Origin of the sequence: Vibrio injensis (assembly GCF_001895205.1) — a bacterium.
Taxonomy (GTDB): Bacteria; Pseudomonadota; Gammaproteobacteria; order Enterobacterales; family Vibrionaceae; genus Vibrio; species Vibrio injensis.
In genome coordinates this window covers 184,052-206,964 of sequence record NZ_BDJF01000006.1, presented here as the reverse complement: position 1 = coordinate 206,964, position 22,913 = coordinate 184,052, and the positions used below count along the sequence as shown (strand labels likewise).

Genomic DNA, 22,913 nt, shown 5'->3' with positions numbered 1-22,913 from the left:
CTGAACTGTCCTTTGATTTGATGCTATGAGTTCTCGCTTTTTAAGTCAATAGATATTTTTACGTCTAGACGTCTAAATTGCTATAAAGTAAAAGTAATCAGTCTAACGACTCATTAAGGAAGGAATAGGTGAAGTGCTGACGCTAGTGGCAGCGATGCAATGCGTTTGCGTGTAGCATCTTGAGTATAGTTAAGTATAATTCTTAGCAAAGACATCCTAAGAGAGCAAGATTTTGGCAAAACCAGCTGTATTTTTGGATCGTGACGGCGTGATCAATGCCGATCATGGTTATGTGCATGATGAGCACGATTTTCATTTCATTGATGGCGTGTTTACAGCGACAAAGCAATTAAAAGCGATGGGCTACTTATTGGTATTAGTGACTAATCAATCAGGTATTGCGCGTGGATTATTTAGCGAAGATCGCTTTCTCTCTTTAACGCAATGGATGGATTGGAATTTTGTCGATCATGGTGTTGAGTTAGATGGTATCTATTATTGCCCACATCATCCAGAACATGGCGTTGAGCCGTATCGTCAAGAGTGTGATTGTCGTAAGCCTAAGCCAGGCATGTTTATCTCTGCACGCGATTTTCTAAAAATAGACATGGCTAACTCGGTGATGATTGGTGATAAGGCCGAAGATATGATGGCGGCACAAGCTGCAGAAGTAGGGCAAAAAATTTTAGTGCGTACTGGTAAACCTATTACCCCTCAAGGTGAAGCCTTAGCTGATGCTGTACTAAACAGCATTGCTGATGTGCCAGCCTATTTAGCGTCTCAATTATCGGTGGCAAAAGGTTAATGGCTAAAAAACTGACCATAACTGACATCGCTCGCCTTTCTGGAGTCGGTAAATCGACCGTCTCTCGGGTATTAACCAATGATCCGAAAGTGAAACCTGAGACTCGGCAACGAGTTGAGCAAGTGATTGCCGAGTCCGGTTACGTGCCTTCCAAGTCCGCCCAGTTGATGCGTGGTGGCAGTCAAAAAGTGATTGGGGTGATTATTTCCCGCTTAGATTCGCCATCAGAAAATCGTTCGATCAGTAGCATGTTACAGGTGTTGTATGCGCATGGTTATGACGTGGTGATCATGGAGAGCCAATTCAACCGCGATAAAACCCGTGAACATCTGAAAGTGTTGGCTAAGCGCAATGTTGATGGTGTGATTGTCTTTGGTTTTACCGATATCGATTTAGCGTCACTCGCAGAGTGGCAAGATAAAGCAGTGTTGGTTGCGATGGATCATGATTCCATTTCTTCGATTAATTACGACCATCAAGCTTTAATTGAAGCAGCGTTAACTCATATGCAACAAAAAGGGCTCACTCAGATAGCTTTTATAGGGGTCAATCCTCGAGATAAAACCACGGGTTTAATGCGCCTACAGGCTTATCTTGATTGGTGTCAGCGGCACGATATTGAGCCTATTTTCCAAACCGGTGAACTGCATCATGAAAGTGCCTACCAGTTGGTTGATAAGGTGTTAACTCCCCATACTGAGGCGATTGTCTGTGCCAGTGACACTTTGGCATTAGGCGTCATTAAGCGCTTACAAGAGCAGCAGCGTGATGACATCGTTGTAACGGGTGTCGGTGGTAACGAGCTGCTGTCTTTTTTATTTCCTAATATCTATAGCGTTGATCCGGGTTATCGTCAGGCTGGTAAGCAAGCCGCAGAGCTACTCATTAAACAATTATCTGGTGAGTTAACAGAACCGGTGCATTTAACTCAAACCCCGGCTTATTTCAGATAACGCTATGAGCGTCGGTTTTTTAGGTGTCCTGAAAACTCTTCATTATTATCAGTGGGTTATTCTTCATTTGTCGTTAACTCTGTATGGCAGAGTTAACGTGTTTTATCCACACTTTCTTTTAACGCGACCACCTTCGTTAATCTAGCGACCACGGCAAATTCTTTAGGCGTTGCGTGTCTCTTTTACTATTGATGATTCGATTGTTTGTGATCCCTTTCAATTAATGGGATTGTTCCCATTTAATGTTTTAATTTATTGTGCCAATATTCAATCAGGTTTTGGGATTGTTCCCATTACAAGTTCAACTATTATAAGTAAAAACCAAATAGGGTGGATAAGGGTATGGGTAAGATAGTCAAACAAGACGTGGTACGTCTTATTGAGCTGATCGGTGGTAATGAAAACATTGCCAGTGTTAGCCATTGCTTAACTCGCTTACGTTTTGTATTAAATGATACTGAAAAAGCCGACAGTAAACAGATTGAAACCATTGCTATGGTCAAAGGTTGTTTTACTAATGCCGGTCAGTTTCAAGTAGTGATTGGTACTGAAGTTGATGAGGTTTATAAAATCTTATTGCAGCTTACGGGTAAATCAGAAGCGTCAAAAGATGACGCTAAACTTGCCGCGCGTAAAAATATGAATGCGTTAGAGCGTGGTATTTCTCATTTGGCTGAAATTTTTGTGCCACTGCTACCGGCTATCATCACCGGTGGTTTGATTTTAGGTTTCCGTAATGTGATTGGCGACATCAAAATGTTTGATGGCCAAACATTAACTGAAATCAGTCAGTTTTGGGCCAGTGTCCATGCCTTTTTATGGTTAATTGGTGAAGCGATCTTCTTCTTCTTACCGGTTGGGGTATGTTGGTCGACGGTGAAAAAACTCGGTGGTACACCGATTTTGGGGATTACCCTAGGGGTAACCTTGGTTTCTCCACAATTGATGAACGCCTATCTGATTGGTACTCAAGTACCAGAAGTTTGGGATTTTGGCTGGTTTGCGATTGAAAAAGTTGGCTATCAAGCACAGGTTATTCCTGCCATTCTTGCTGGGGTGGTGCTGGCCTTTATTGAAACTAATCTTAAACGCATTATCCCTGCTTATCTCTATTTAGTCGTTGTCCCTTTTGTATCGATCATTTTGGCAGTCATTTTAGCCCATGCATTGATTGGCCCATTTGGCCGAGTGATTGGTGATGGGGTAGCATTTGCAGCGAAAGCAGCGATGACGGGCGATTTTGCGGTGTTGGGTTCGATGGTGTTTGGTTTCTTATACGCGCCACTGGTGATCACCGGTATTCACCACACCACCAACGCGGTTGATTTGCAACTGATGCAACAACTTGGTGGCACACCGATTTGGCCATTGATTGCTCTTTCTAATATTGCGCAAGCATCTGCTGTCGTTGGCATCATCATTATCAGTAAAAAACATGGCGAACGCGATATTTCAGTACCAGCGGCAATTTCCGCCTATCTTGGGGTGACTGAACCGGCGATGTACGGTATTAACCTTAAGTATAAATTCCCAATGTTGAGCGCGATGATTGGTAGTGCACTAGCCGCGGCAATTTGTGGTAGTGCTGGCGTGATGGCTAATGGCATCGGCGTTGGTGGCTTGCCGGGTATTCTCTCCATTCAACCACAATATTGGCTGACTTTCTTAGCCGCGATGCTCGTGGCGATCATTGTCCCGGCAGCGTTAACCTTAGTGATGTACAAGCGTGCATTAGCCAAAGGCGAATTAGAAGTCAGTAAAGCGTAATCAGTATTTTTAGAGTGGCTGATTGGCCACTCTTTTGTCTATTTTGGTAAGTGAGTAAGTTATGATTGCCGTTAATCAAGACCCGCAGTGGTGGAAAACCGCCACCATCTATCAAATTTATCCGAAAAGCTTTTGCGATAGTGGTAATAAAGGCACTGGCGATATTCCGGGTATTATTTCTAAGCTCGATTATTTGCAGAAATTAGGTATCGATGCCATCTGGTTAACGCCGGTTTATCAATCTCCGATGATCGATAATGGTTATGATATTGCCGATTATTACGCCATTAACCCCGATTTTGGCACCATGGCGGACTTTGATGAGTTACTACAGCAAGCTCATCAGCGTGGTATCCGCATTATTATGGATATCGTGGTAAATCATACCTCCACTGAGCATGTATGGTTCCAGTCTGCTTTGGGTGATAAAAACAGTCCTTATCGTGATTACTATATTTGGCGTGATCCCGTTGCGGGAGGGGCCCCTAATAACTGGCAATCAAAGTTTGGTGGCAGTGCTTGGGCGCTCGATAAAGCGACCAATCAATATTATCTTCATCTATTTGCTGAGCAGCAGGCCGATTTAAACTGGGAAAACCCCAAAGTTCGTCAAGAAGTGAAAGACATTATTTCATTTTGGGCTGAAAAAGGCGTGGATGGCTTTCGGTTAGACGTGATTAATTTAATCTCTAAACAGCAGGATTTTCCTAATGATCAACAAGGAGATGGTCGCCGTTTTTATACCGATGGTCCACGAGTTCATGAATATCTGCAAGAGATAAGCCGAGATGTATTCCAGCGTTATGGCAGCGTAACGGTGGGTGAAATGTCATCAACGACGTTAGAGCATTGCCAGCAATACTCTTCGTTAGACGGCAAAGAATTGTCAATGGTATTTAACTTCCATCATTTGAAAGCGGATTACCCTAACGGTGAAAAATGGACCAAAGCGCCATTTGATTTTGTGCAATTGAAGCAAATTTTTAATCACTGGCAGACAGGATTAAATGGTCAAGGTTGGGGAGCACTATTTTGGTGTAACCATGATCAACCGCGGGTGGTTAGCCGCTTAGGCAATGATCAGCAATATCGGGTTGAATCAGCGAAAATGTTGGCCACGTCTATTCATATGATGCAAGGCACCCCATATATTTATCAAGGGGAAGAGATTGGCATGACTAACCCTGGTTATACTTCCATCGACCAGTATCGCGATGTGGAAAGTACCAATATGTATGACATTATGGTCAATCAGCAAGGGGTGAGTGAGCAAAAAATGTTGGCGATTCTGGCGCAAAAATCTCGTGATAATTCTCGCACGCCAATGCAGTGGAATAGCCAAGCTTATGCTGGTTTTAGCCAAGGCCAGCCTTGGCTAGAAGTGGCGAGTAATTATCCACAGATCAATGCTGAACAGGCGTTAGCCGACCAAAATTCGGTGTTCTACTTTTATCAACGTTTGATTGAATTGCGTAAAACGGTACCGGTGATTACCCGTGGTGATTATCAAGATCTCTTACCATCACATCCGGCAATTTTTGCTTATCAACGTCAAGATGATCAGCAAATCCTGTTGTGTATCAATAACTACTATGATCAAGAAGAAGAGTGGGTGTTACCCGAAAAGTTAGCTTTAGATAAGGCTCGTTATCTATTAGGTAACTATGCCGGTATTGAGCAGCAATCGGTGTTAGCACACCAAGTTCTCCGTCCCTACGAAACGCGAGTAATTCTCATAGAGCAACAATCCTGATTGAGTCTCTAGTTAAGATTCAATATTTGGCTTTACGTTTAATAACGTGAAGCCTTTTTTATTATTTGAAGGTTTATCTGTTAGGGGATGTCGGATTGATTGACTATGAAAAAAAGCCTGCTCACTGAGCAGGCTTTTTAATATGGTGGAGGGGGACGGATTCGAACCATCGAAGGCGGAGCCGGCAGATTTACAGTCTGCTCCCTTTGGCCACTCGGGAACCCCTCCAAGGGGTTTACGGATAACTAATCAGTTATCGCGTCACTCAACTGACGTTTTCCCAACGCATCAATCAAGGGTTTCTCTTACGAGAGAATATGGTGGAGGGGGACGGATTCGAACCATCGAAGGCGGAGCCGGCAGATTTACAGTCTGCTCCCTTTGGCCACTCGGGAACCCCTCCAAGGGGTTTTACGGATAACCAATCAGTTATCGCGTCACTCAACTGACGTTTTCCCAACGCATCAATCAAGGATTTCTCTTACGAGAGAATATGGTGGAGGGGGACGGATTCGAACCATCGAAGGCGGAGCCGGCAGATTTACAGTCTGCTCCCTTTGGCCACTCGGGAACCCCTCCAAGGGGTTTACGGATAACCAATCAGTTATCGCGTGACTCAACTGACGTTTTCCCAACGCATCAATCAAGGGTTTCTCTTACGAGAGAATATGGTGGAGGGGGACGGATTCGAACCATCGAAGGCGGAGCCGGCAGATTTACAGTCTGCTCCCTTTGGCCACTCGGGAACCCCTCCAGGGTTTTACGGATAACCAAAGGTTAATCCGATGCTAGAGTGACGTTTTCCCAACGCATCGCTCAGCTGCGGAGCGCATATTATCAAACTCGGCCTTACTGTAAACCCTTTTTTGCTGATTTTGAATTGAATGCTGGCTTTTTGGGCAGAACATTATAGATATTAAGGTTTATCGTCGTTCATTCATCAATGGCGAGTGTTGGCGGCCTTATTCTTAGTGGCTATTTAGATGGTTTAACTTACCTTTTTAAAGCTATCTTTACGTTACTTGACGTTTATTGTTCTTAGAAACGGTTACAATGGAATCAGTGACTTATTATCTGAACCTAATCATGAAAAAAATATCGTTACTTGTTGCTTTGTTATTCCTCTCATTACCGACTTTTTCGACTATGGCTTCTGCCACCATGGCGACGCCTGTGGTGATTGAGTCGGTACAAGTTCATCAAATTTCTCAACGTTTATCGTTGATTGGTAAATTAGTCGCTGATCAATCGATAAGTATTTCGGCCGAGGCGGCCGGACGAATCGATGGCATCATGGTTAACAGCAATCAGTTGGTTAAAAAAGATCAATTGCTGATGACGTTACACGATGCTAAAGCCCAAGCTGCCGTCAGCGAAGCACAAGCCTATCTGCGTGATGAACAACGTAAACTCGCGGAATATGAGCGTTTGGTGCAACGCAATGCGATTACTCAAACGGAGTTAGATGCTCAACGCTCCAGTGTTGATATTGCTCAAGCAAGGCTGGCTGCTGCGCAAGCTCAGTTGGCTGATTTTCGTATTACAGCACCGTTTGATGGCACCATTGGCTTCATTGATTTTAATCGTGGTCAATTAGTGAGTATCGGTAATGAGCTCATGACATTAGATGACCTATCGGTGATGCGTTTAGATTTACATGTGCCGGAGCGTTATTTATCGAGTCTCTCACGCGGGATGACCGTATCGGCGCAAACCACGGCTTGGCCTGATCAAGTCTTCACCGGTACAGTCGTTGCGATCGATTCGCGTATTAATCCTGAAACATTGAATTTACGCGTACGGATAGCGTTTAAAAATCCTCAGCAACGTCTTAAACCAGGGATGCTTATCTCTGCTCGACTCGACTTTCCGCCTATCTCAGCTCCGATCATTCCAGTACAAGCTTTAGAGTATTCAGGCACCAAACGTTATGTTTATGTGGTTGGTGATGATAGTCGGGTGACTCGGACGGAAGTGCTATTGGGCACTCGAATCGACAATCAAGTGGTGATTGAACGAGGCTTAGAGATCGGTCAACGCATTGTGGTTCAAGGGATTGTCAATATGCGTGATGGGCTAAGCGTGAGGGAAGTTACTGCTGACGGTCAACCGGTTAAGAAAGGCGCACAATAATGTTGTTATCAGATATTTCAGTAAAACGCCCCGTTGCGGCGGTGGTACTAAGTTTATTATTGTGTGTTTTTGGTTTGGTTTCTTTTTCTAAACTGTCTGTACGTGAAATGCCGGATATTGAAAGCCCTGTCGTATCAATTTCGACGCGATACAGCGGTGCTTCTGCGACCATTATTGAAAGTCAAATCACTTCAGTACTTGAAGACCAATTGGCCGGGATCAGTGGTATAGATGAAATTAGTTCAACTACTCGTAATGGCATGTCACGGATTACTGTCACCTTTAAGCTTGGTTACGATTTGAATGAAGGCGTGAGCGATATTCGTGATGCAGTTGCGCGAGCAAAACGATCACTACCAGAGCAAGCGGACGATCCACAAGTGTTTAAGAATAATGGTTCGGGTGAAGCCTCGGTATACATTAACTTAAGCTCATCCAATATGGATCGTACTCAGCTTACCGATTATATCGATCGGGTTTTAGTTGATAGGTTTAGCTTGATCAGTGGCGTTAGCTCGGTGGATATTTCTGGCGGCTTATATAAAGTCATGTACGTTCGTCTTAATCCAGAACAAATGGCCGGACGCGGTATCACCACCACCGATATTACTAATGCATTGCGGCGAGAAAACATTGAAAGCCCTGGGGGACAAGTTCGTAATGATTCTACAGTCATGTCAGTACGTACGGCGAGAAGCTATCAAAGCGAAGAGGATTTTCAGTCACTAGTGATTAAACAAGCCAGTGACAATACGCCGATCTATTTACGCGACGTAGCGGACGTCTTTATTGGTGCAGAAAATGAAAACTCGACCTTTAAAAGTGATGGGGTGGTCAATGTCAGCATGGGGATAATTCCTCAATCTGATGCTAACCCGTTGGAAGTTGCCGCTCGAATTCATCAAGAGGTTGATCGTGTCCAACAGTTTTTGCCCGAAGGAACTCGATTAGCGATTGATTACGACTCAACGGTGTTTATCGAGCGTTCGATTGAAGAAGTTTATAGCACGCTGTTTATTACTGGCGGGTTGGTGGTACTGGTACTGTATATTTTTATTGGTCAAGCTCGTGCTACTTTAATCCCTGCAGTGACTGTACCAGTTTCATTGATATCTTCGCTGATTGCCGCCTATTATTTTGGTTTTTCGATTAATTTGATCACGTTAATGGCGTTAATTTTAGCTATTGGATTGGTCGTTGATGATGCCATTGTGGTGATGGAGAATATCTATCATCATATTGAGCAGGGAGATAAACCCTTACTGGCCGCTTATAAAGGGGCGCAGGAAGTTGGGTTTGCGGTGATTGCTACCACACTGGTTTTAGTGATGGTTTTTTTACCGATCTCGTTTATGGATGGCATGGTAGGGCTACTCTTCACTGAATTTTCGGTGCTGCTAGCAATGTCCGTGATTTTCTCTTCCTTAATTGCTTTAACCCTGACGCCAGTGTTGAGCAGCAAAATTTTACGCGCCAATGTTAAACCAAACCGTTTTAATCGCTTGGTCGATAAATTGTTTGCTCGATTAGAAGCTAATTATCGCCGTGCTTTACAATTGGCTTTACGGATAAAGTGGGCCGCACCGTTAGTGATTATGGCTTGTGTCGGGGGCAGCTATGCGCTTAATCAACAGGTTCCCGCTCAGTTAACCCCTTCCGAAGATCGCGGCGTGATTTTTGCCTTTGTGCGTGGTGCTGATGCGACCAGTTATAACCGCATGGCAGCCAATATGGATTTGGTCGAGTCACGATTAATGCCATTACTCGGTCAAGGTTTTTTAAAGTCTTTCAGTATCCAGTCGCCAGCGTTTGGTGGTAACGCTGGGGATCAAACGGGTTTTGTGATTATGATTCTGGATGATTGGAATGAGCGCGATATCACCGCTCAACAAGCCTTGAATCATATACGACAAGCGTTGGCGGGGATTCCTGATGTGCGTGTGTTCCCATTTATGCCGGGGTTTCGAGGCGGGTCTAGTGAACCGGTGCAGTTTGTTCTTGGCGGCTCCGATTATGAAGAGCTACAACAATGGACTGAAGTACTTAAACAGCGTGCAACAGAATCACAGATGATGACTGGTGTTGACAGTAACTATTCAGAGAAAACGCCAGAACTGGTTGTTTCGGTTGATCGTCAGCGTGCCGCTGAACTCGGTATCAGTGTGCAAGAGATTTCCAATACCTTAGAAGTGATGCTCGGTGGACAAAAGGTGACAACCTTTGTCGAGCGAGGGGAAGAATACGATGTGTATTTACGTGGTGACGAAAATCGCTTCAATAACGCTTCGGATTTGAGTCAGATCTATTTGCGAACAGCATCAGGGGAGCTAGTGACCTTAGACACCTTGACCCATATTGAGGAGGTTGCATCCTCGATTCGTTTAGCGCGCTACAATAAGCAAAAAGCGATCACTATGACGGCTAACCTTGCCGAGGGGTATACCTTAGGCCAAGCACTCGACTTTTTGGATAAGACAGCTCAAGAGATATTACCGAGTGACATCACCGTCAGTTACTCTGGGGAGTCAAAAGATTTTCGGGAAAATCAATCCAGCGTTGCGATTGTCTTTGCATTAGCTTTGCTAGTCGCCTATTTGGTCTTGGCGGCGCAATTTGAAAGCTTTATTAATCCGTTAGTGGTGATGTTTACTGTGCCTATGGGGGTGTTCGGTGGATTTGTCGGGCTATTTGTCATGGGGCAGGGGATGAACATTTATAGCCAAATAGGGATGATCATGCTGATCGGTATGGTGACGAAAAATGGTATTCTGATTGTTGAATTTGCCAACCAGTTGCGCGATCGAGGTTATGAATTCGAGAAAGCCATTATTGATGCTTCTGCGCGACGTCTACGGCCGATTCTGATGACGGCGTTCACCACATTGGCTGGAGCGATACCCCTGATTTTATCGACAGGGGCGGGCTATGAAAGTCGAGTCTCGGTAGGGACCGTGATTTTCTTTGGGATGGCGTTTGCGTCATTGGTGACATTATTTGTTATTCCAGCGATGTATCGATTGATTTCACAAACGACGCGTTCACCGGGGCACGTGGCGGCTGAACTGGATAAAGCGATCAGTCATGATGTGAAATCACGCGCGACCCATTAGTCAATGACGAACGCTGTTTCGATTTGCGTATAAAAAAACGCCTTAAACCGATATTGGCTTAAGGCGTTTTTCATGGCTAGCACTTAGATTTAAGGCTGATAAGTAACGTTATAGCGAGTAGGCTTATGATTCATACTCAGCACTAGATTCAAGATAATCGCCCCAAAAATAGACAACAACACCGTACTTGGACTGATAAAGAACAAAGAAGCACTCAGTATTAATCCGTCGATCACCATCTGTACATGGCCTGCAGGTATTGCATACCTATCTTGTATCGCTAAACAGAGGACATTAAAACCGCCTAAACTCGCGCGATGACGAAAAAGAATCAGCATGCCAAGGCCCATTAATAGTCCGCCCGCCAGTGCGCAATAAAATGGATCTATTTCGCTGAGGGTAATGAACATGGCCAAATGATCAGTAAAAATCGAGACTAATGCCCCGCATAACGCGCTATTGATAGCAAATCGACCGCCGAAACGACGCCAAGCTAATAAATAAAATGGACTATTAGCCATAAAATACAGCCAGCCAAATGACCAAGGCAAAAAGTGGGTCATCAGCAGTGCTAATCCAGCAGTTCCGCCAGTCAGTAGTTCTCCAGCTTGGAGAAAAAACACGCCTTGCGCGACTAAGAACGTTCCAGTCAGCATGGCGATTATATCTTCTTTGTGGGTGTGTTTATCCATTGCTACAGCTCAAAAGATCAATCGGATTAGAGGGAATAGTTGCGCGCTATAGTAATGAAAAGTGGCGATTTTCGGTAGCATACAGGCAGAAATTAAGGTAGATCTATGTCATGAGCGTTTTACAGGCTGTAAAGCGTAACATTGACACTTAAGCGATAGGTTCACGTTCAGCGGACTATTATCGTTAGTCATGATGAAAAAACTGCATGATATTTTATGTAATTTACGCTTTATGAGACACGTTAAATTAGGTAGAATGCGCGCCGTTAGGGTGACGAAAACGTTTGCGTTGGGTCATTGTGTGGTTTTTATGCCCAAAAGATACTAAGTCGTTTGGGGATAGCTAATTTCAGATAAATCTGAGTCAGGAGATACAGATGCTTAAGCGTGATATGAATATCGCTGATTACGATGCGGAGTTATTCGCAGCAATCCAAGAAGAAACGCTTCGTCAAGAAGAACACATCGAGCTTATTGCTTCAGAAAACTACACTAGCCCACGGGTTATGGAAGCACAAGGCTCTCAGCTCACCAACAAATACGCTGAAGGTTACCCAGGTAAACGTTATTACGGCGGTTGTGAATACGTTGATAAAGCCGAAGCATTAGCTATTGACCGTGCTTGTCAGCTATTTGGTTGTGAGTACGCTAACGTTCAGCCTCACTCTGGTTCTCAGGCTAACAGTGCCGTTTATATGGCGTTACTTAACCCAGGCGATACCGTATTAGGCATGAGTCTCGCTCATGGTGGTCATTTAACTCATGGCTCTCCAGTTAACTTTTCGGGTAAACACTATAATGTTATCCCATACGGTATTGATGAAAGCGGTAAGATCAATTACGAAGAGATGGAAGCATTAGCTCTTGAGCACAAGCCGAAGATGATTATTGGTGGTTTCTCGGCTTATTCACAAATCGTTGATTGGAAACGGATGCGTGAGATTGCCGATAAAGTTGACGCTTACTTTTTTGTCGATATGGCGCACGTTGCTGGTTTGATTGCGGCGGGAGTTTATCCAACTCCGCTCCCTTATGCGCATGTGGTGACCACGACGACGCATAAAACGTTAGCTGGCCCTCGTGGCGGTTTGATTTTGTCCAATGCGGGCGAAGAGATGTACAAAAAGCTTAACTCGGCGGTTTTCCCGGGTGGCCAAGGTGGGCCATTAATGCATGTTATTGCGGCGAAAGCGGTAGCATTTAAAGAAGCAATGGAGCCTGAGTTTAAAGAGTACCAAGCTCGCGTGGTAAAAAATGCCAAAGCGATGGTGGCTCAATTCCAAGAACGCGGTTACAAGATTGTTTCTAACAGCACTGAAAATCACCTGTTTTTAGTTGATCTGATTGATAAAGGGATTACTGGTAAAGAAGCCGATGCCGCACTGGGTGCAGCGAATATCACCGTGAATAAAAACTCGGTACCTAACGATCCTCGTAGCCCATTTGTAACCTCGGGTATTCGTATTGGAACACCAGCGATCACACGTCGTGGATTTACTGAGCAAGATGCACAAGATTTGGCAAACTGGATGTGTGACGTATTAGATAACGCCAACGATCAAGCGGTTATTGAAGCGACTAAACAGAAAGTGTTAGCGATTTGTCAACGCTTACCGGTTTACGCTTAATACTTTGTCATAGTAGATAAAATGGCCCGCTGTGCGGGCCATTTTTTTATAACGCAATCATTAATCAGCGGAGGGATAGGCTCTACTGCTGATAACCGTATAGATTCGCGATAGGGTTATTTGACTTCTAAGCCCTTAGCCTGCAAATCCGCATGATAAGATGAGCGGACAAAAGGTCCACAGGCAGCATGGGTAAAGCCAAGCTCAAGAGCGATCTCTTTTAGCTCATCAAACTCTTCAGGTGGCACGTAGCGCTCAACCGGTAGATGGTGACGACTTGGTGCTAAATACTGACCTAATGTCAGCATTGTTACGCCATGCTCTCGTAAATCTTTTAAAACTTGGATGATCTCTTCTTTGGTTTCACCTAAGCCCATCATGATACCTGATTTGGTTGGGATATCAGGATGTTGCTCTTTAAACTTACGCAGCAATTCTAAAGACCATTTATAGTTTGCCCCAGGGCGCGCTTTACGGTACAGGCGTGGAGCTGTTTCTAGGTTATGGTTAAGCACATCTGGCGGATTATCTTTGAGTTTTTCTAGCGCAATGTCCATCCGGCCTCGAAAGTCAGGGACTAAAGTTTCAATTCGAATTCCTGGATTTAAAGCACGAATTTCACGATTACAGTTGGCAAAATGTTCAGCGCCACCATCGCGTAAGTCATCGCGGTCGACCGAAGTGATCACGACATACTTGAGCTTCATATCACGAATGGTTTCAGCGAGTTTTTTCGGCTCTGCGCCATCAACGGCATTTGGACGTCCATGGGCTACATCACAAAATGGGCAGCGTCGAGTACAAATAGCACCAAGGATCATAAACGTAGCGGTGCCATGATTAAAGCACTCCGCCAAGTTGGGGCAAGACGCTTCTTCACAGACAGAGTGAAGATTATTTTTACGCATCGCGGCTTTAATTTCTTGTATACGCTGGCTATCGGCAGGGAGTTTAATCTTCATCCACGATGGCTTACGTAGCACTTCTTTTTGCTCAACCGGCATGTTTTTCACCGGAATCAGTGCCATTTTATCAGCGTCACGATATTTAACGCCTTTTTCCATTTGAATTGGTTTGCTCATGCTATTTTACCTATAAAAGGTGCTTCTGTGCTGAATTCGACTTGTTGATAACCGAATAAACGGACAAGCTCTTGGATCATTTGCTGTTCAATTTCTGGTAAGTTGTCTGGCCCACCTAAATCACAGACTTGTACCATTTCCATGCCTTGATAGCCACAAGGGTTAATGCGCAGAAAAGGAGAAAGATCCATATTGACGTTAAGGGCAAGACCGTGAAATGAACAGCCTTTACGAATACGTAAACCTAGCGAGCATATTTTCTTTCCATCGACATAGACACCCGGAGCGTCTGGGCGAGCGGCAGAATCAATATGGTAGGTTTTTAAGGTGTCTATCACGAGTTGTTCAATACGTGTGACTAATTCTCGAACGCCGAGTTTTTTGCGTCTTAAATTAATCAATACATAAGCAACTAATTGACCTGGGCCATGGTAAGTCACTTGACCTCCACGATCACTCTGTACGATCGGGATATTTCCTGGATTGAGAAGATGCTCAGCTTTGCCTGTTTGACCTTGGGTAAAAACGGGATGGTGTTCAACAAGCCATATTTCATCGGCCGTTTGTTCATCACGTTGATCGGTAAACTGATGCATGGCTTGCCAAACAGGCAAATAATCTTGTCTACCCAGTCGCCTGATAACAAGCGGATTATCCATTGTCGTTGTCCACCAGTGATATATAAAGTTTTTTGATTATAAACATCTTAGGCGTTTTGAACTACTCATCTCGGGGATTTTTTTAACCTCATTTTTTCTATGAGTAATTTAAGGTAATGAAAAATAAAAAAAAGCAGCGTAATGCTGCTTTAAAAATAATGTATAACAATTAAAATTTTTTTGATATTTCGCTGCAACTTAATGTTACAGAACCATACGAACGATCTCGATATCGCCTAGTTCTTTATACAGTGTTTCTACTTGCTCAATCGACGTCGCCGTGATGGTCACAGAAACTGAATGGTAGTTGCCTTTGCCACTTGGTTTAACTCGTGGACTATAGTCACCAGGAGCATGGCGCTGAATCACTTCTAACACAAGTTCTGGTAACTCAGGTTTCGCATGGCCCATAACTTTGTAAGTAAAAGAACAAGGAAACTCTAAAAGATCTTTTAATTTTGCATCAGAGTTAATGGTCATCATAATGAAAGCTCCAAGATTTGCTTAAGCGGTGGCGGATAGTACCGTCAATTTAAAGATATCTCAAGTTGACGATAGACTGAGGTGAGCATGAGTTTCTCTCAGCGAGCAAACGTAGCCAATATTGTTACTAGCCATTAAAGGGGGAAAGCTCCCCCTCTTTATCGATTATCAATTAGAATAGGCTTTTAAACAGGAGCACTAAGTAATCCCATAGACGACTTAATAGCCCGCCTTCTTTGACGTCTTCTAATGCCATCAGAGGATATTGAGCAACTTCATTACCTTGTACTTGGTAATAGAGAGTACCCACGACATCCCCTTTATTAATCGGTGCTTTGAGCTCTTTTTCTAAGACAAAGCTAGCCGTCAGATCTTTGGTTTGGCCACGGGGCAGCGTAACGTAAGTATCTTGTTTTACGCCGAGCGCAACGGTTGGTTTGTCGCCCATCCAAATCGTTTCGTTAACAAAGGTTTCGCCTGCTTTGTGTGGAGCAACTGTTTCAAAAAAGCGGAACCCATAACTAAGCAGCTTTTTACTTTCCGTTTTACGAGAATTAATATCTTTAGTGCCCATCACGACGGCAATTAAGCGCATATTGCCTTCGGTCGCTGAGCTGACCAAACTGTATCCTGCATTAGTCGTATGGCCAGTTTTAATACCATCGACGTTCATACTTTTATCCCAAAGTAATCCGTTACGATTGTATTGGGTTATGCCGTTGTAGGTGTACTTTTGCTCGGCGTAGAGAGCGTATTCATCTGGCACATCTCGGATTAATGCTTGACCTAATAAGGCCATGTCATAAGGCGTAGAGTAGAGTTCAGGATGATCGAGTCCATGCACGTTGGCAAAATGTGTGTTGGTCATGTTCAGTGAACTGGCCCAAGCATTCATGAGATCGACAAAAGCATCTTCTGAACCAGCGACATGTTCTGCCATCGCAACACAAGCATCGTTACCTGATTGAATAATAATCCCTTTATTCAGATCTCGGACTTTAACCGAGGTTCCTACCTCGATAAACATTTTGGATGAATCGGGGTAGTTTTTCGCCCACGCATTTTCGCTGATCACCACATCGTCATCGAGAGAAATATTGCCACGGTTAAGCTCTTGGCCGATAACATAGCTGGTCATCATCTTGGTGAGACTGGCTGGAGAAAGCTTTGTGTTCATCTCTTTCTCAGCGAGGATTTTCCCCGAATGGTAGTCCATCAACACATAGCCTTTGGCGGCAATTTGTGGAGCATCTGGAATGACGGTCGGTGCAGCAAAAGAGGATGCTGAAAACGTAGCAGATAGCGCAAAAGATGTCGCTAAAACAGAAGATAGAGAGATTTTTTTCATAATAATATTAAAACTATTGGTTAGTTATCGAATAGCTTAACAGAAACGACCTTGCAAATCAGACCGCCCATTCCTCCCGGCATCGTTGAGCGGATAAAGGAGAAGGCCGATCTGCTTTGCATCGACGTTACGGTTTTGCGTGGTTTTTTCTCACAAAAGCGGTGTCGTAACCGAGCGATTTTACACGTTCAAGTATTTCTTGCGTCAGGGCATAGTCAGTAAATGGCCCTAGAAATAACCGATGCTGTTGATGGTTACTCTCGACAAAACTTGGGACCGTTAGTTGGTCACTCATCTCGGCGGATAACTGTTCTACTCGCTGTTGATGCTGGGAGGCAGCAACTTGAATAACATACTGAGCAAAGGGTGTCTTTAGCGGGCGACTGTTGTTTCTTTCTACGGTGATGACCGCGATATCAACATTGGCTGTTCCCGTCTGTATGACACCTAACTTATACGCGGCGGCGTAGCTTAAATCAATAATCCGTCCTTCATGAAACGGCCCTCGATCATTGACTCTAACAATGGCTTCTCGGCCATTATCCAAATTGGTGACTTTGACATAACTTGGCAGGGGCAGCGTTTTATGTGCAGCTGTCATCGAATACATGTCATAAATTTCGCCATTAGACGTTAGATGACCATGAAATTTTTTCCCATACCAAGATGCTTGACCACGCTCAGTGAACCCTTTGGGGTTACGAATGATCTGGTAACTCTGGCCACGCAGTGTGTAGTCTCTATTTCCCCCTAGGCTATAGGGTTCGTATTGCGGGTAGGCATCTTCAATATGTTCGACAGAAATTGGCGTGTTAGGCGCTACATCATCAAACAAAGTATAGCGCCCTGTCGGTTTACTGCTGCAACCGATGAGTAAAGCGCTACAAAGTAAGCTTAAGAGTAATGAATAGTGAGAGGATTTCATACGGTTCAATTCGCCTTAGAAAACGCTTTACGATGAGTGTGAATCGACATCAAAATGCCAAATCCGGCCATCAGTGTCACCATCGATGTGCCGCCATAACTGATGAGGGGTAAGGGGACACCGACAACGGGTAAAATGCCACTTACCATGCCGATATTAACAAAGACATAGACAAAGAAACTTAAAACAATACTCCCTGCCATCATTCGGCCAAAAGCGGTTTGAGCACTACCGGCAAGGTATAGCCCTCGGCCAATGATAAATAAATACACCGCGAGCAGAGCAAGCACGCCAATTAACCCCCACTCTTCAGCAATGACGGCAAAGATAAAGTCAGTGTGCCTTTCGGGTAAAAACTCTAAGTTAGACTGGGTGCCATGTAACCACCCTTTACCAGATAAGCCTCCCGAACCAATTGCGATTTTACTTTGAATAATGTGATACCCCGCTCCCAGTGGATCGGATTCTGGATCAAAAAGGGTACGTACGCGAGTTTTTTGATATTCGCGCATAAAGAAAAACCACATGACAGGGACAAATGCGCCAACGGCGATCACGGCTGCCGAGATGATTTTCCAGCTAATACCGGCTAAGAAAATAACAAAAATACCGGAAGCTGCAATCAAAATGGCGGTCCCTAAGTCAGGCTGTTTGGCGATCAATATTGCTGGGAAAAAGACCATCATTAATGCGACGGCTAGGGTCATTAAATCTGCTGGAATAGGTCGTTGACCAATATATCGTGCCACCATTAGTGGTACAGCCAGTTTCAGTAGTTCAGAGGGCTGGAAGCGGATAAAACCAAGGTTAAGCCAACGTTGTGCCCCTTTGGACGATTCTCCAAAAAAGAGTACGCCTAGTAGTAATATCACGCCACAAAAAAACAGCAGCGGCGCCAATCGTTCATAACTGCGTGGCGACAGCTGTGCCAAGCCAACCATGACTAACAGCGCCATGGCCATGCGCATGGCTTGGCGCTCCATCATCGCTAAACTTTGTCCACCAGCACTGTACATCACCACCAAACCAAATCCCATAACCACTAATAAGGCAAGTAATAGAGGGAGATCAATATGTAAACGTTCAAAGAAAGCCCGGTTTTGTCCGGTTGCGGGATCCATCTTCATTATGGTTTATCCTCTTGTGGTCCCAAGATTACATGATCAAAAATTCGTCTAACAACGGGGGCGGCAGTACCTGAACCACCGCCTGCGTTCTCGAGCACCAAGCTGACGATCAGTTTCGGATGATCTATCGGTGCAAAACCGACATAGAGAGCATGATTTCGTAAATGCTCGGCCAGTTCGTCAGCGTTATACTCTTGACCTTCAGCCAGACCAAAGACTTGCGCGGTTCCTGATTTACCGGCACTTTTGTACTTTAAGCCTTGAAAGGCGCGTCGTGCGGTGCCTCGACTGCCATGGTTAACCAGATACATTCCTTGTATTGCAATGTCCCAATATTTGTCATCGATCTCATCAATAGGAGGATAGGTGACATACTCGGTCTCTTTTTGAGTCGAAAAGGGCTGACCATTTTTAATCGTAGAGCGCAGTAAATGCGGAGCAATCACTTTACCTTTATTTGCAACCACCGAAGTGGCTTTCGCCAATTGCATTGGTGTTGCGGTCCAATAACCTTGACCGATCCCGACTGGGATGGTGTCACCTTTATACCAAGGGGTTCGATGACGAGCCATTTTCCATTCGCGAGTGGGCATATTGGCTCGACTTTCTTCGAAGATATCAATACCCGTTAAATCACCAAATCCAAAGCGCATCATCCAGGTCGATAGGTTATCAATTCCCATGTCGTACGCAATTTGGTAGAAAAAGGTATCCACCGATTCTTCAATCGCTTTTAAAATATCAACCCGGCCATGTCCCCAGCGTAGCCAATCTCGAAAGGGACGCGTATCGGAATTAGGGATTTGCCAGGAACCATGATCGTTACGTGTCGTTCTTGGTGTAATGATGCCGTCATGCAATGCAGCTGGAGCAATAAATGGTTTTACGGTTGAGGCTGGTGGATAAATCCCCAAGGTCGCTCGGTTAACTAAAGGACGGTTGATGTCATTCAGTAACTTATTGTATTCGGTTGACGAAATGCCATGCACAAAAGGATTCGGATCATAACTTGGGCTTGAAACCATCGCTAGTATGCCGTTATCTTCTGGATCTAAGACAATCGCCGAGCCGCGGCGACCGTCAAGTAATTGATGGATATAAAGCTGTAAATCAATATCCAAATTGAGAACAATATCTTTACCGGGAGAAGGCGGCACGTATTTCAACGTCCGGATAATACGTCCACGGCTATTGACTTCAACTTCTTGATAGCCGGCAGTGCCGTGTAACAGATCTTCGTAGTAACGCTCAATACCTAACTTACCAATATCCCGTGTTGCTTGATAATTAGCGGCTTTACCTTCACGTTGTAGTCGTTCTACGTCTCGATCGTTAATTCGTGATACGTACCCAATTACATGAGTTAAGACTTCTCCATAAGGATAAAAACGCTTTAAATTTGCGCTAACGGAGACTCCAGGGAAGTTATGCTGATGCACGGAAAACTTTGCCACGTCTTCATGACTGAGTTGTGTGAGTAAAGGAATGGCATTGAAGCGTCGAGTTTGGCGGCGATCTCTTTCGAACGCCGCAATTCGTTCTTCTGGAATGGTTAAAATTTGCTGCAGACGAGCGATAGTCTCGTCCATATTGTTTACTTGTTCAGGAATAATTTCCAAGTTAAACACAGGGCGATTTTCCGCCAGTAAATGACCATTGCGATCGTAAATTAATCCACGGTTGGGGGCAATCGGGACAATTTTAATGCGATTGTCGTTGGAGCGAGTTTTATAATCTTGGTACTGTTTCACCTGAATATGATAGAGGTTGGTGATCAGCACACCCATCGCCACGATAATTCCCATGAAGGCCACGATAGCTCGACGACGAAACAGTCGGGCTTCCGCTTGGTAATCTCTGATTGGACTTCGCTTACGCAGCATCGTTCATTACTCTCGATGGTAAGGATGATTGGCCGTGATACTCCATGCTCGATAGAGACTTTCGGCCATAACCACACGCACCAGTGGATGAGGCAGAGTTAACGGTGATAATGACCAGCTTTGTTCGGCGGCCGCTTTGCAGCTTGGTGCTAGCCCTTCTGGTCCACCAATTAAAATAGACACATCTCGTGCATCGAGTTTCCAACTTTCTAATTGCTCTGCCAACTGCTCAGTATTCCAAGGTTTTCCGGGGATATCGAGCGTAATAATTCGATTTCCCTTGGGCACGGCGGCGAGCATGGCTTCGCCTTCTTTTTGTAAAATACGTGCAATGTCAGCATTCTTTCCACGTTTACCCGCCGTTATTTCGACTAATTCCAATGGTAAATCATGAGGAAAGCGTCGACGGTACTCTTGAAAGCCTTCTTCAACCCATTTCGGCATTTTAGTGCCGACGGCGATCAGTTGAATTTTCACACTTAGCCCCAGAGCTTTTCTAATTGATATAAAGCGCGATGCTCTTCTTGCATGACATGGAGCATGGTCGAACCCATATCTAACACGACCCATTCGCCTTCTTTCTCGCCATCCATACCGAGAGGTTCTAGGCCGATTTTTTTGACTTCACTGGCAATGTGATCAGTAATCGAAGCCACATGGCGTTTTGATGTGCCAGTACAAATCACCATGTAGTCAGTCACACTCGATTTGCCTTGGACATCAAGGGTAACGATATTAACGGCTTTCATGTCATCGGCTTTATCAGCAAGGAAATGGGTAAGTTGTTGTTGCTGTTGCAATGGTGAATCCTCATAGTATGGTTCGTTGATGATGGTCATCAAGGGTTATTCTGCTTCTAAAAAAGCGCCGTAGTATAACACGCTTTTAAGTCGGTAAAGCGACGTTTGCTTGCGGTAAACAACATTGCAAGCTCAGTTGCTGCATCAATGGCCAAATGGGTTGAACATATTGAGTTTTAGCCAATAATTCACACTGAGCAAGCAGTTGCAACAGATGTCGCAGTTGCGGCACGGATAATCGCTGTAGAGCGGCAGAATAAAGTGGTCGTTTGGTTTGCCAAATCCGATGTTGGTTAAAGACAGTACCTATCGCTTGTGTTTCTAATGCCTGCCGCATCTGTAACAATTGAAACAGTTCTTTTTGTACTGTACGGATTAAGATAATCACTTCAGTCTCTTCGGCAGCCAGTTGGCGTAAAATGCGTTGCGCTCGATTGGCCTTACCTTCGAGTAAGGCATCGATCCAGTGGAAAGCGGTAAACTGGTTGTGGCGACTGAGTGACTCTTCTAAACGTAATAATGTTAATTGCCCATCAGGATAAAGAAGTACTAATTTTTCGAGACTTTGTACCAAAGCCAGTAAATTGCCTTCGTGCCATTGAGCGAGCATTTGAATCGCTTCATTATCCGGTTTTAAACCTAGAGCTCGGCAGCGCGCTGCAACGAACTGAGGTAAACGAGAAAGTTCGGGAGTCAAACAGTTAACCCAACAAGCTTGTGCGCTTAATGCTTTAAACCAAGCCGTATTTTCTTGTGCTTTAGCCAGTTTGCCACCGATGATCACCAATAACACATCAGGACTTAGAGTACTGGTTAAGCTGGCGAGTTCTTTACCTAATGCTGCGTTAAAGCCACTATCAGCGACTTCTATTTCAACGATCTGGCGTTGAGAAAAGAGACTCATTGATTGGCAACAATCATACACCTCGTCCCAATTAAGAGAAGCATCGGCATTAAAACGGTATTTCTCAGTAAATCCTTGCTCTCGCGCTTTGCGTTCAATCGCTAAACGTGATTCTTGAATCAATAAAGGTTCATTACCCAAGATTAAATAGATAGAAGAGAGCGAGCGGTTGAGGGTTTCGCTGAGTTTATCGGCGTACAATCGCATGGTTAACCCTATAACATATTAATGGTATTTGAGTTATCAAGCTCAGATTGAGTTTGGACGTTAGAGTCAGTCTCTTCAAAACTGCCATTAGGAATGCTGGCCTTTAGGCGAGCCATTTGGCGAATAATTTGACTGGCGGCCAGTTTACGCATTTCGTCGACAATCATTTCTCGTTCAGCTGATTTTGCTAATGCAGTCAGTGGGTTATCCAAGTAACTTCGGGTTACGCTGGTAGAAAATGTCTTAGTCCCAACGTCTGGTATGGTGACGCGATAAGAAGTGTTAAACGTCAGTTCTTTTTCGGCAGCGCGAGTGTTTTGATACAGCGACAAGGTTCGTTCACTCAGGCTTTCCCCATTGAGATGCAAATTAGCTACATTGCTTGCAGGTTCAACGAGTTGGATCTCGTTCATGCGCAGTTGACCTTTGACCAGCCGTGTTAAGGTGCTGTATTGATCGTTACTGGTCAGAGACATCATACTCAACTCTTCTGGAATGTCGTAGTCTCCACGTAGATGGAAGCCGCAGCCAGCAAGAAATGTTGAAGTGATCAACAAAAGAATCAACCAAGGTCGAGTTGTTACAGGCAATATAAAACGCATGGGGTATTAGTTCTCGTCAGTGAGTTTACTTATCTTAGCTTACCTCGTTCGA

Annotated in this window: 19 protein-coding genes and 4 tRNA genes; 7 read left to right on the top strand and 16 right to left on the bottom strand. The window is 44.5% G+C overall.

Going from position 1 to position 22,913, the window contains the following annotated elements; translation table 11 throughout:
- Positions 1 to 232 precede the first annotated feature (232 nt).
- From gmhB to treC, 4 genes are all read left to right on the top strand, one after another.
- A complete protein-coding gene (gene gmhB / locus BSR11_RS01100; RefSeq protein WP_072668665.1) occupies positions 233 to 805 on the top strand; it encodes a D-glycero-beta-D-manno-heptose 1,7-bisphosphate 7-phosphatase in 573 nt (190 codons plus the stop codon).
- The gene (treR, locus tag BSR11_RS01095; RefSeq protein WP_072668664.1) at positions 805 to 1,758 is read left to right on the top strand and encodes a trehalose operon repressor TreR; all 954 of its coding nucleotides are present in this window, start codon (positions 805 to 807) and stop codon (positions 1,756 to 1,758) included. Before gmhB ends, treR begins: the two co-directional genes overlap by 1 nt.
- A gap of 342 nt (positions 1,759 to 2,100) precedes the next feature.
- Positions 2,101 to 3,525, top strand: coding sequence for a PTS trehalose transporter subunit IIBC (treB, locus tag BSR11_RS01090; RefSeq protein ID WP_072668663.1), 1,425 nt, complete (start codon positions 2,101 to 2,103; stop codon positions 3,523 to 3,525).
- A gap of 61 nt (positions 3,526 to 3,586) precedes the next feature.
- Positions 3,587 to 5,278, top strand: coding sequence for an alpha,alpha-phosphotrehalase (gene treC, locus BSR11_RS01085; protein WP_072668662.1), 1,692 nt, complete (start codon positions 3,587 to 3,589; stop codon positions 5,276 to 5,278).
- 143 nt (positions 5,279 to 5,421) lie between these two features.
- On the opposite strand, the gene BSR11_RS01080 is transcribed toward treC, so the two are convergent.
- The 4 genes from BSR11_RS01080 to BSR11_RS01065 form a co-directional block, all read right to left on the bottom strand.
- A tRNA-Tyr gene (locus BSR11_RS01080) sits at positions 5,422 to 5,506 on the bottom strand.
- Between the two features lie 90 nt (positions 5,507 to 5,596).
- Positions 5,597 to 5,681: transfer RNA gene (locus BSR11_RS01075), tRNA-Tyr, on the bottom strand.
- Between the two features lie 91 nt (positions 5,682 to 5,772).
- Positions 5,773 to 5,857: transfer RNA gene (locus BSR11_RS01070), tRNA-Tyr, on the bottom strand.
- Between the two features lie 90 nt (positions 5,858 to 5,947).
- Positions 5,948 to 6,032 (bottom strand) — tRNA-Tyr (locus BSR11_RS01065).
- Positions 6,033 to 6,364: 332 nt separating this feature from the next.
- Between BSR11_RS01065 and BSR11_RS01060 the strand changes: the two genes are divergently transcribed.
- A complete protein-coding gene (locus BSR11_RS01060) occupies positions 6,365 to 7,411 on the top strand; it encodes an efflux RND transporter periplasmic adaptor subunit (RefSeq protein WP_072668661.1) in 1,047 nt (348 codons plus the stop codon).
- Positions 7,411 to 10,521, top strand: a complete 3,111-nt coding sequence (gene vexH, locus BSR11_RS01055) for a vibriobactin export RND transporter permease subunit VexH (protein ID WP_072668660.1) — start codon at positions 7,411 to 7,413, stop codon at positions 10,519 to 10,521. Before BSR11_RS01060 ends, vexH begins: the two co-directional genes overlap by 1 nt.
- Before the next feature lie 89 nt (positions 10,522 to 10,610).
- On the opposite strand, the gene BSR11_RS01050 is transcribed toward vexH, so the two are convergent.
- Positions 10,611 to 11,213 carry a YitT family protein gene (locus BSR11_RS01050; RefSeq protein ID WP_072668659.1) on the bottom strand — a complete coding sequence of 201 codons (603 nt, stop codon included), beginning with the start codon at positions 11,211 to 11,213 and terminating at the stop codon, positions 10,611 to 10,613.
- A gap of 377 nt (positions 11,214 to 11,590) precedes the next feature.
- On the opposite strand from BSR11_RS01050, the gene glyA reads away from it, so the two are divergent.
- Positions 11,591 to 12,841 carry a serine hydroxymethyltransferase gene (gene glyA, locus BSR11_RS01045; RefSeq protein ID WP_072668658.1) on the top strand — a complete coding sequence of 417 codons (1,251 nt, stop codon included), beginning with the start codon at positions 11,591 to 11,593 and terminating at the stop codon, positions 12,839 to 12,841.
- 116 nt (positions 12,842 to 12,957) lie between these two features.
- Here the strand turns inward: glyA and lipA are convergent, their stop codons facing one another.
- From lipA to BSR11_RS00990, 11 genes are all read right to left on the bottom strand, one after another.
- Entirely contained in the window at positions 12,958 to 13,923 is a 966-nt protein-coding gene (lipA, locus tag BSR11_RS01040; RefSeq protein WP_072668657.1) for a lipoyl synthase, read from the bottom strand.
- A complete protein-coding gene (gene lipB / locus BSR11_RS01035) occupies positions 13,920 to 14,582 on the bottom strand; it encodes a lipoyl(octanoyl) transferase LipB (protein ID WP_072668656.1) in 663 nt (220 codons plus the stop codon). The genes lipA and lipB overlap by 4 nt, the downstream gene beginning before the upstream one ends.
- A 204-nt stretch (positions 14,583 to 14,786) precedes the next feature.
- Entirely contained in the window at positions 14,787 to 15,065 is a 279-nt protein-coding gene (gene ybeD, locus BSR11_RS01030; protein WP_072668655.1) for a DUF493 family protein YbeD, read from the bottom strand.
- A 172-nt stretch (positions 15,066 to 15,237) separates the two neighbouring features.
- Positions 15,238 to 16,413, bottom strand: a complete 1,176-nt coding sequence (locus BSR11_RS01025; RefSeq protein ID WP_072668654.1) for a serine hydrolase — start codon at positions 16,411 to 16,413, stop codon at positions 15,238 to 15,240.
- A 127-nt stretch (positions 16,414 to 16,540) separates the two neighbouring features.
- Positions 16,541 to 17,338 carry a septal ring lytic transglycosylase RlpA family protein gene (locus tag BSR11_RS01020; RefSeq protein WP_072668653.1) on the bottom strand — a complete coding sequence of 266 codons (798 nt, stop codon included), beginning with the start codon at positions 17,336 to 17,338 and terminating at the stop codon, positions 16,541 to 16,543.
- A gap of 5 nt (positions 17,339 to 17,343) precedes the next feature.
- Positions 17,344 to 18,465: a rod shape-determining protein RodA gene (gene rodA, locus BSR11_RS01015; protein ID WP_072668652.1), complete on the bottom strand. Its 1,122-nt coding sequence runs from the start codon at positions 18,463 to 18,465 to the stop codon at positions 17,344 to 17,346.
- Positions 18,465 to 20,348, bottom strand: coding sequence for a penicillin-binding protein 2 (gene mrdA / locus BSR11_RS01010; RefSeq protein WP_072668651.1), 1,884 nt, complete (start codon positions 20,346 to 20,348; stop codon positions 18,465 to 18,467). The genes rodA and mrdA overlap by 1 nt, the downstream gene beginning before the upstream one ends.
- Before the next feature lie 6 nt (positions 20,349 to 20,354).
- On the bottom strand, positions 20,355 to 20,825 hold the full coding sequence (gene rlmH / locus BSR11_RS01005) for a 23S rRNA (pseudouridine(1915)-N(3))-methyltransferase RlmH (protein ID WP_072668650.1): 471 nt from the start codon (positions 20,823 to 20,825) through the stop codon (positions 20,355 to 20,357).
- 2 nt (positions 20,826 to 20,827) lie between these two features.
- Positions 20,828 to 21,187, bottom strand: coding sequence for a ribosome silencing factor (gene rsfS / locus BSR11_RS01000; protein ID WP_072668649.1), 360 nt, complete (start codon positions 21,185 to 21,187; stop codon positions 20,828 to 20,830).
- A gap of 46 nt (positions 21,188 to 21,233) precedes the next feature.
- Complete coding sequence (holA, locus tag BSR11_RS00995) at positions 21,234 to 22,259, bottom strand: DNA polymerase III subunit delta (protein WP_072668648.1); 1,026 nt, start codon at positions 22,257 to 22,259, stop codon at positions 21,234 to 21,236.
- Positions 22,260 to 22,267: 8 nt separating this feature from the next.
- Entirely contained in the window at positions 22,268 to 22,861 is a 594-nt protein-coding gene (locus BSR11_RS00990) for an LPS-assembly lipoprotein LptE (protein ID WP_072668647.1), read from the bottom strand.
- Between the last annotated feature and the right edge of the window lie 52 nt (positions 22,862 to 22,913).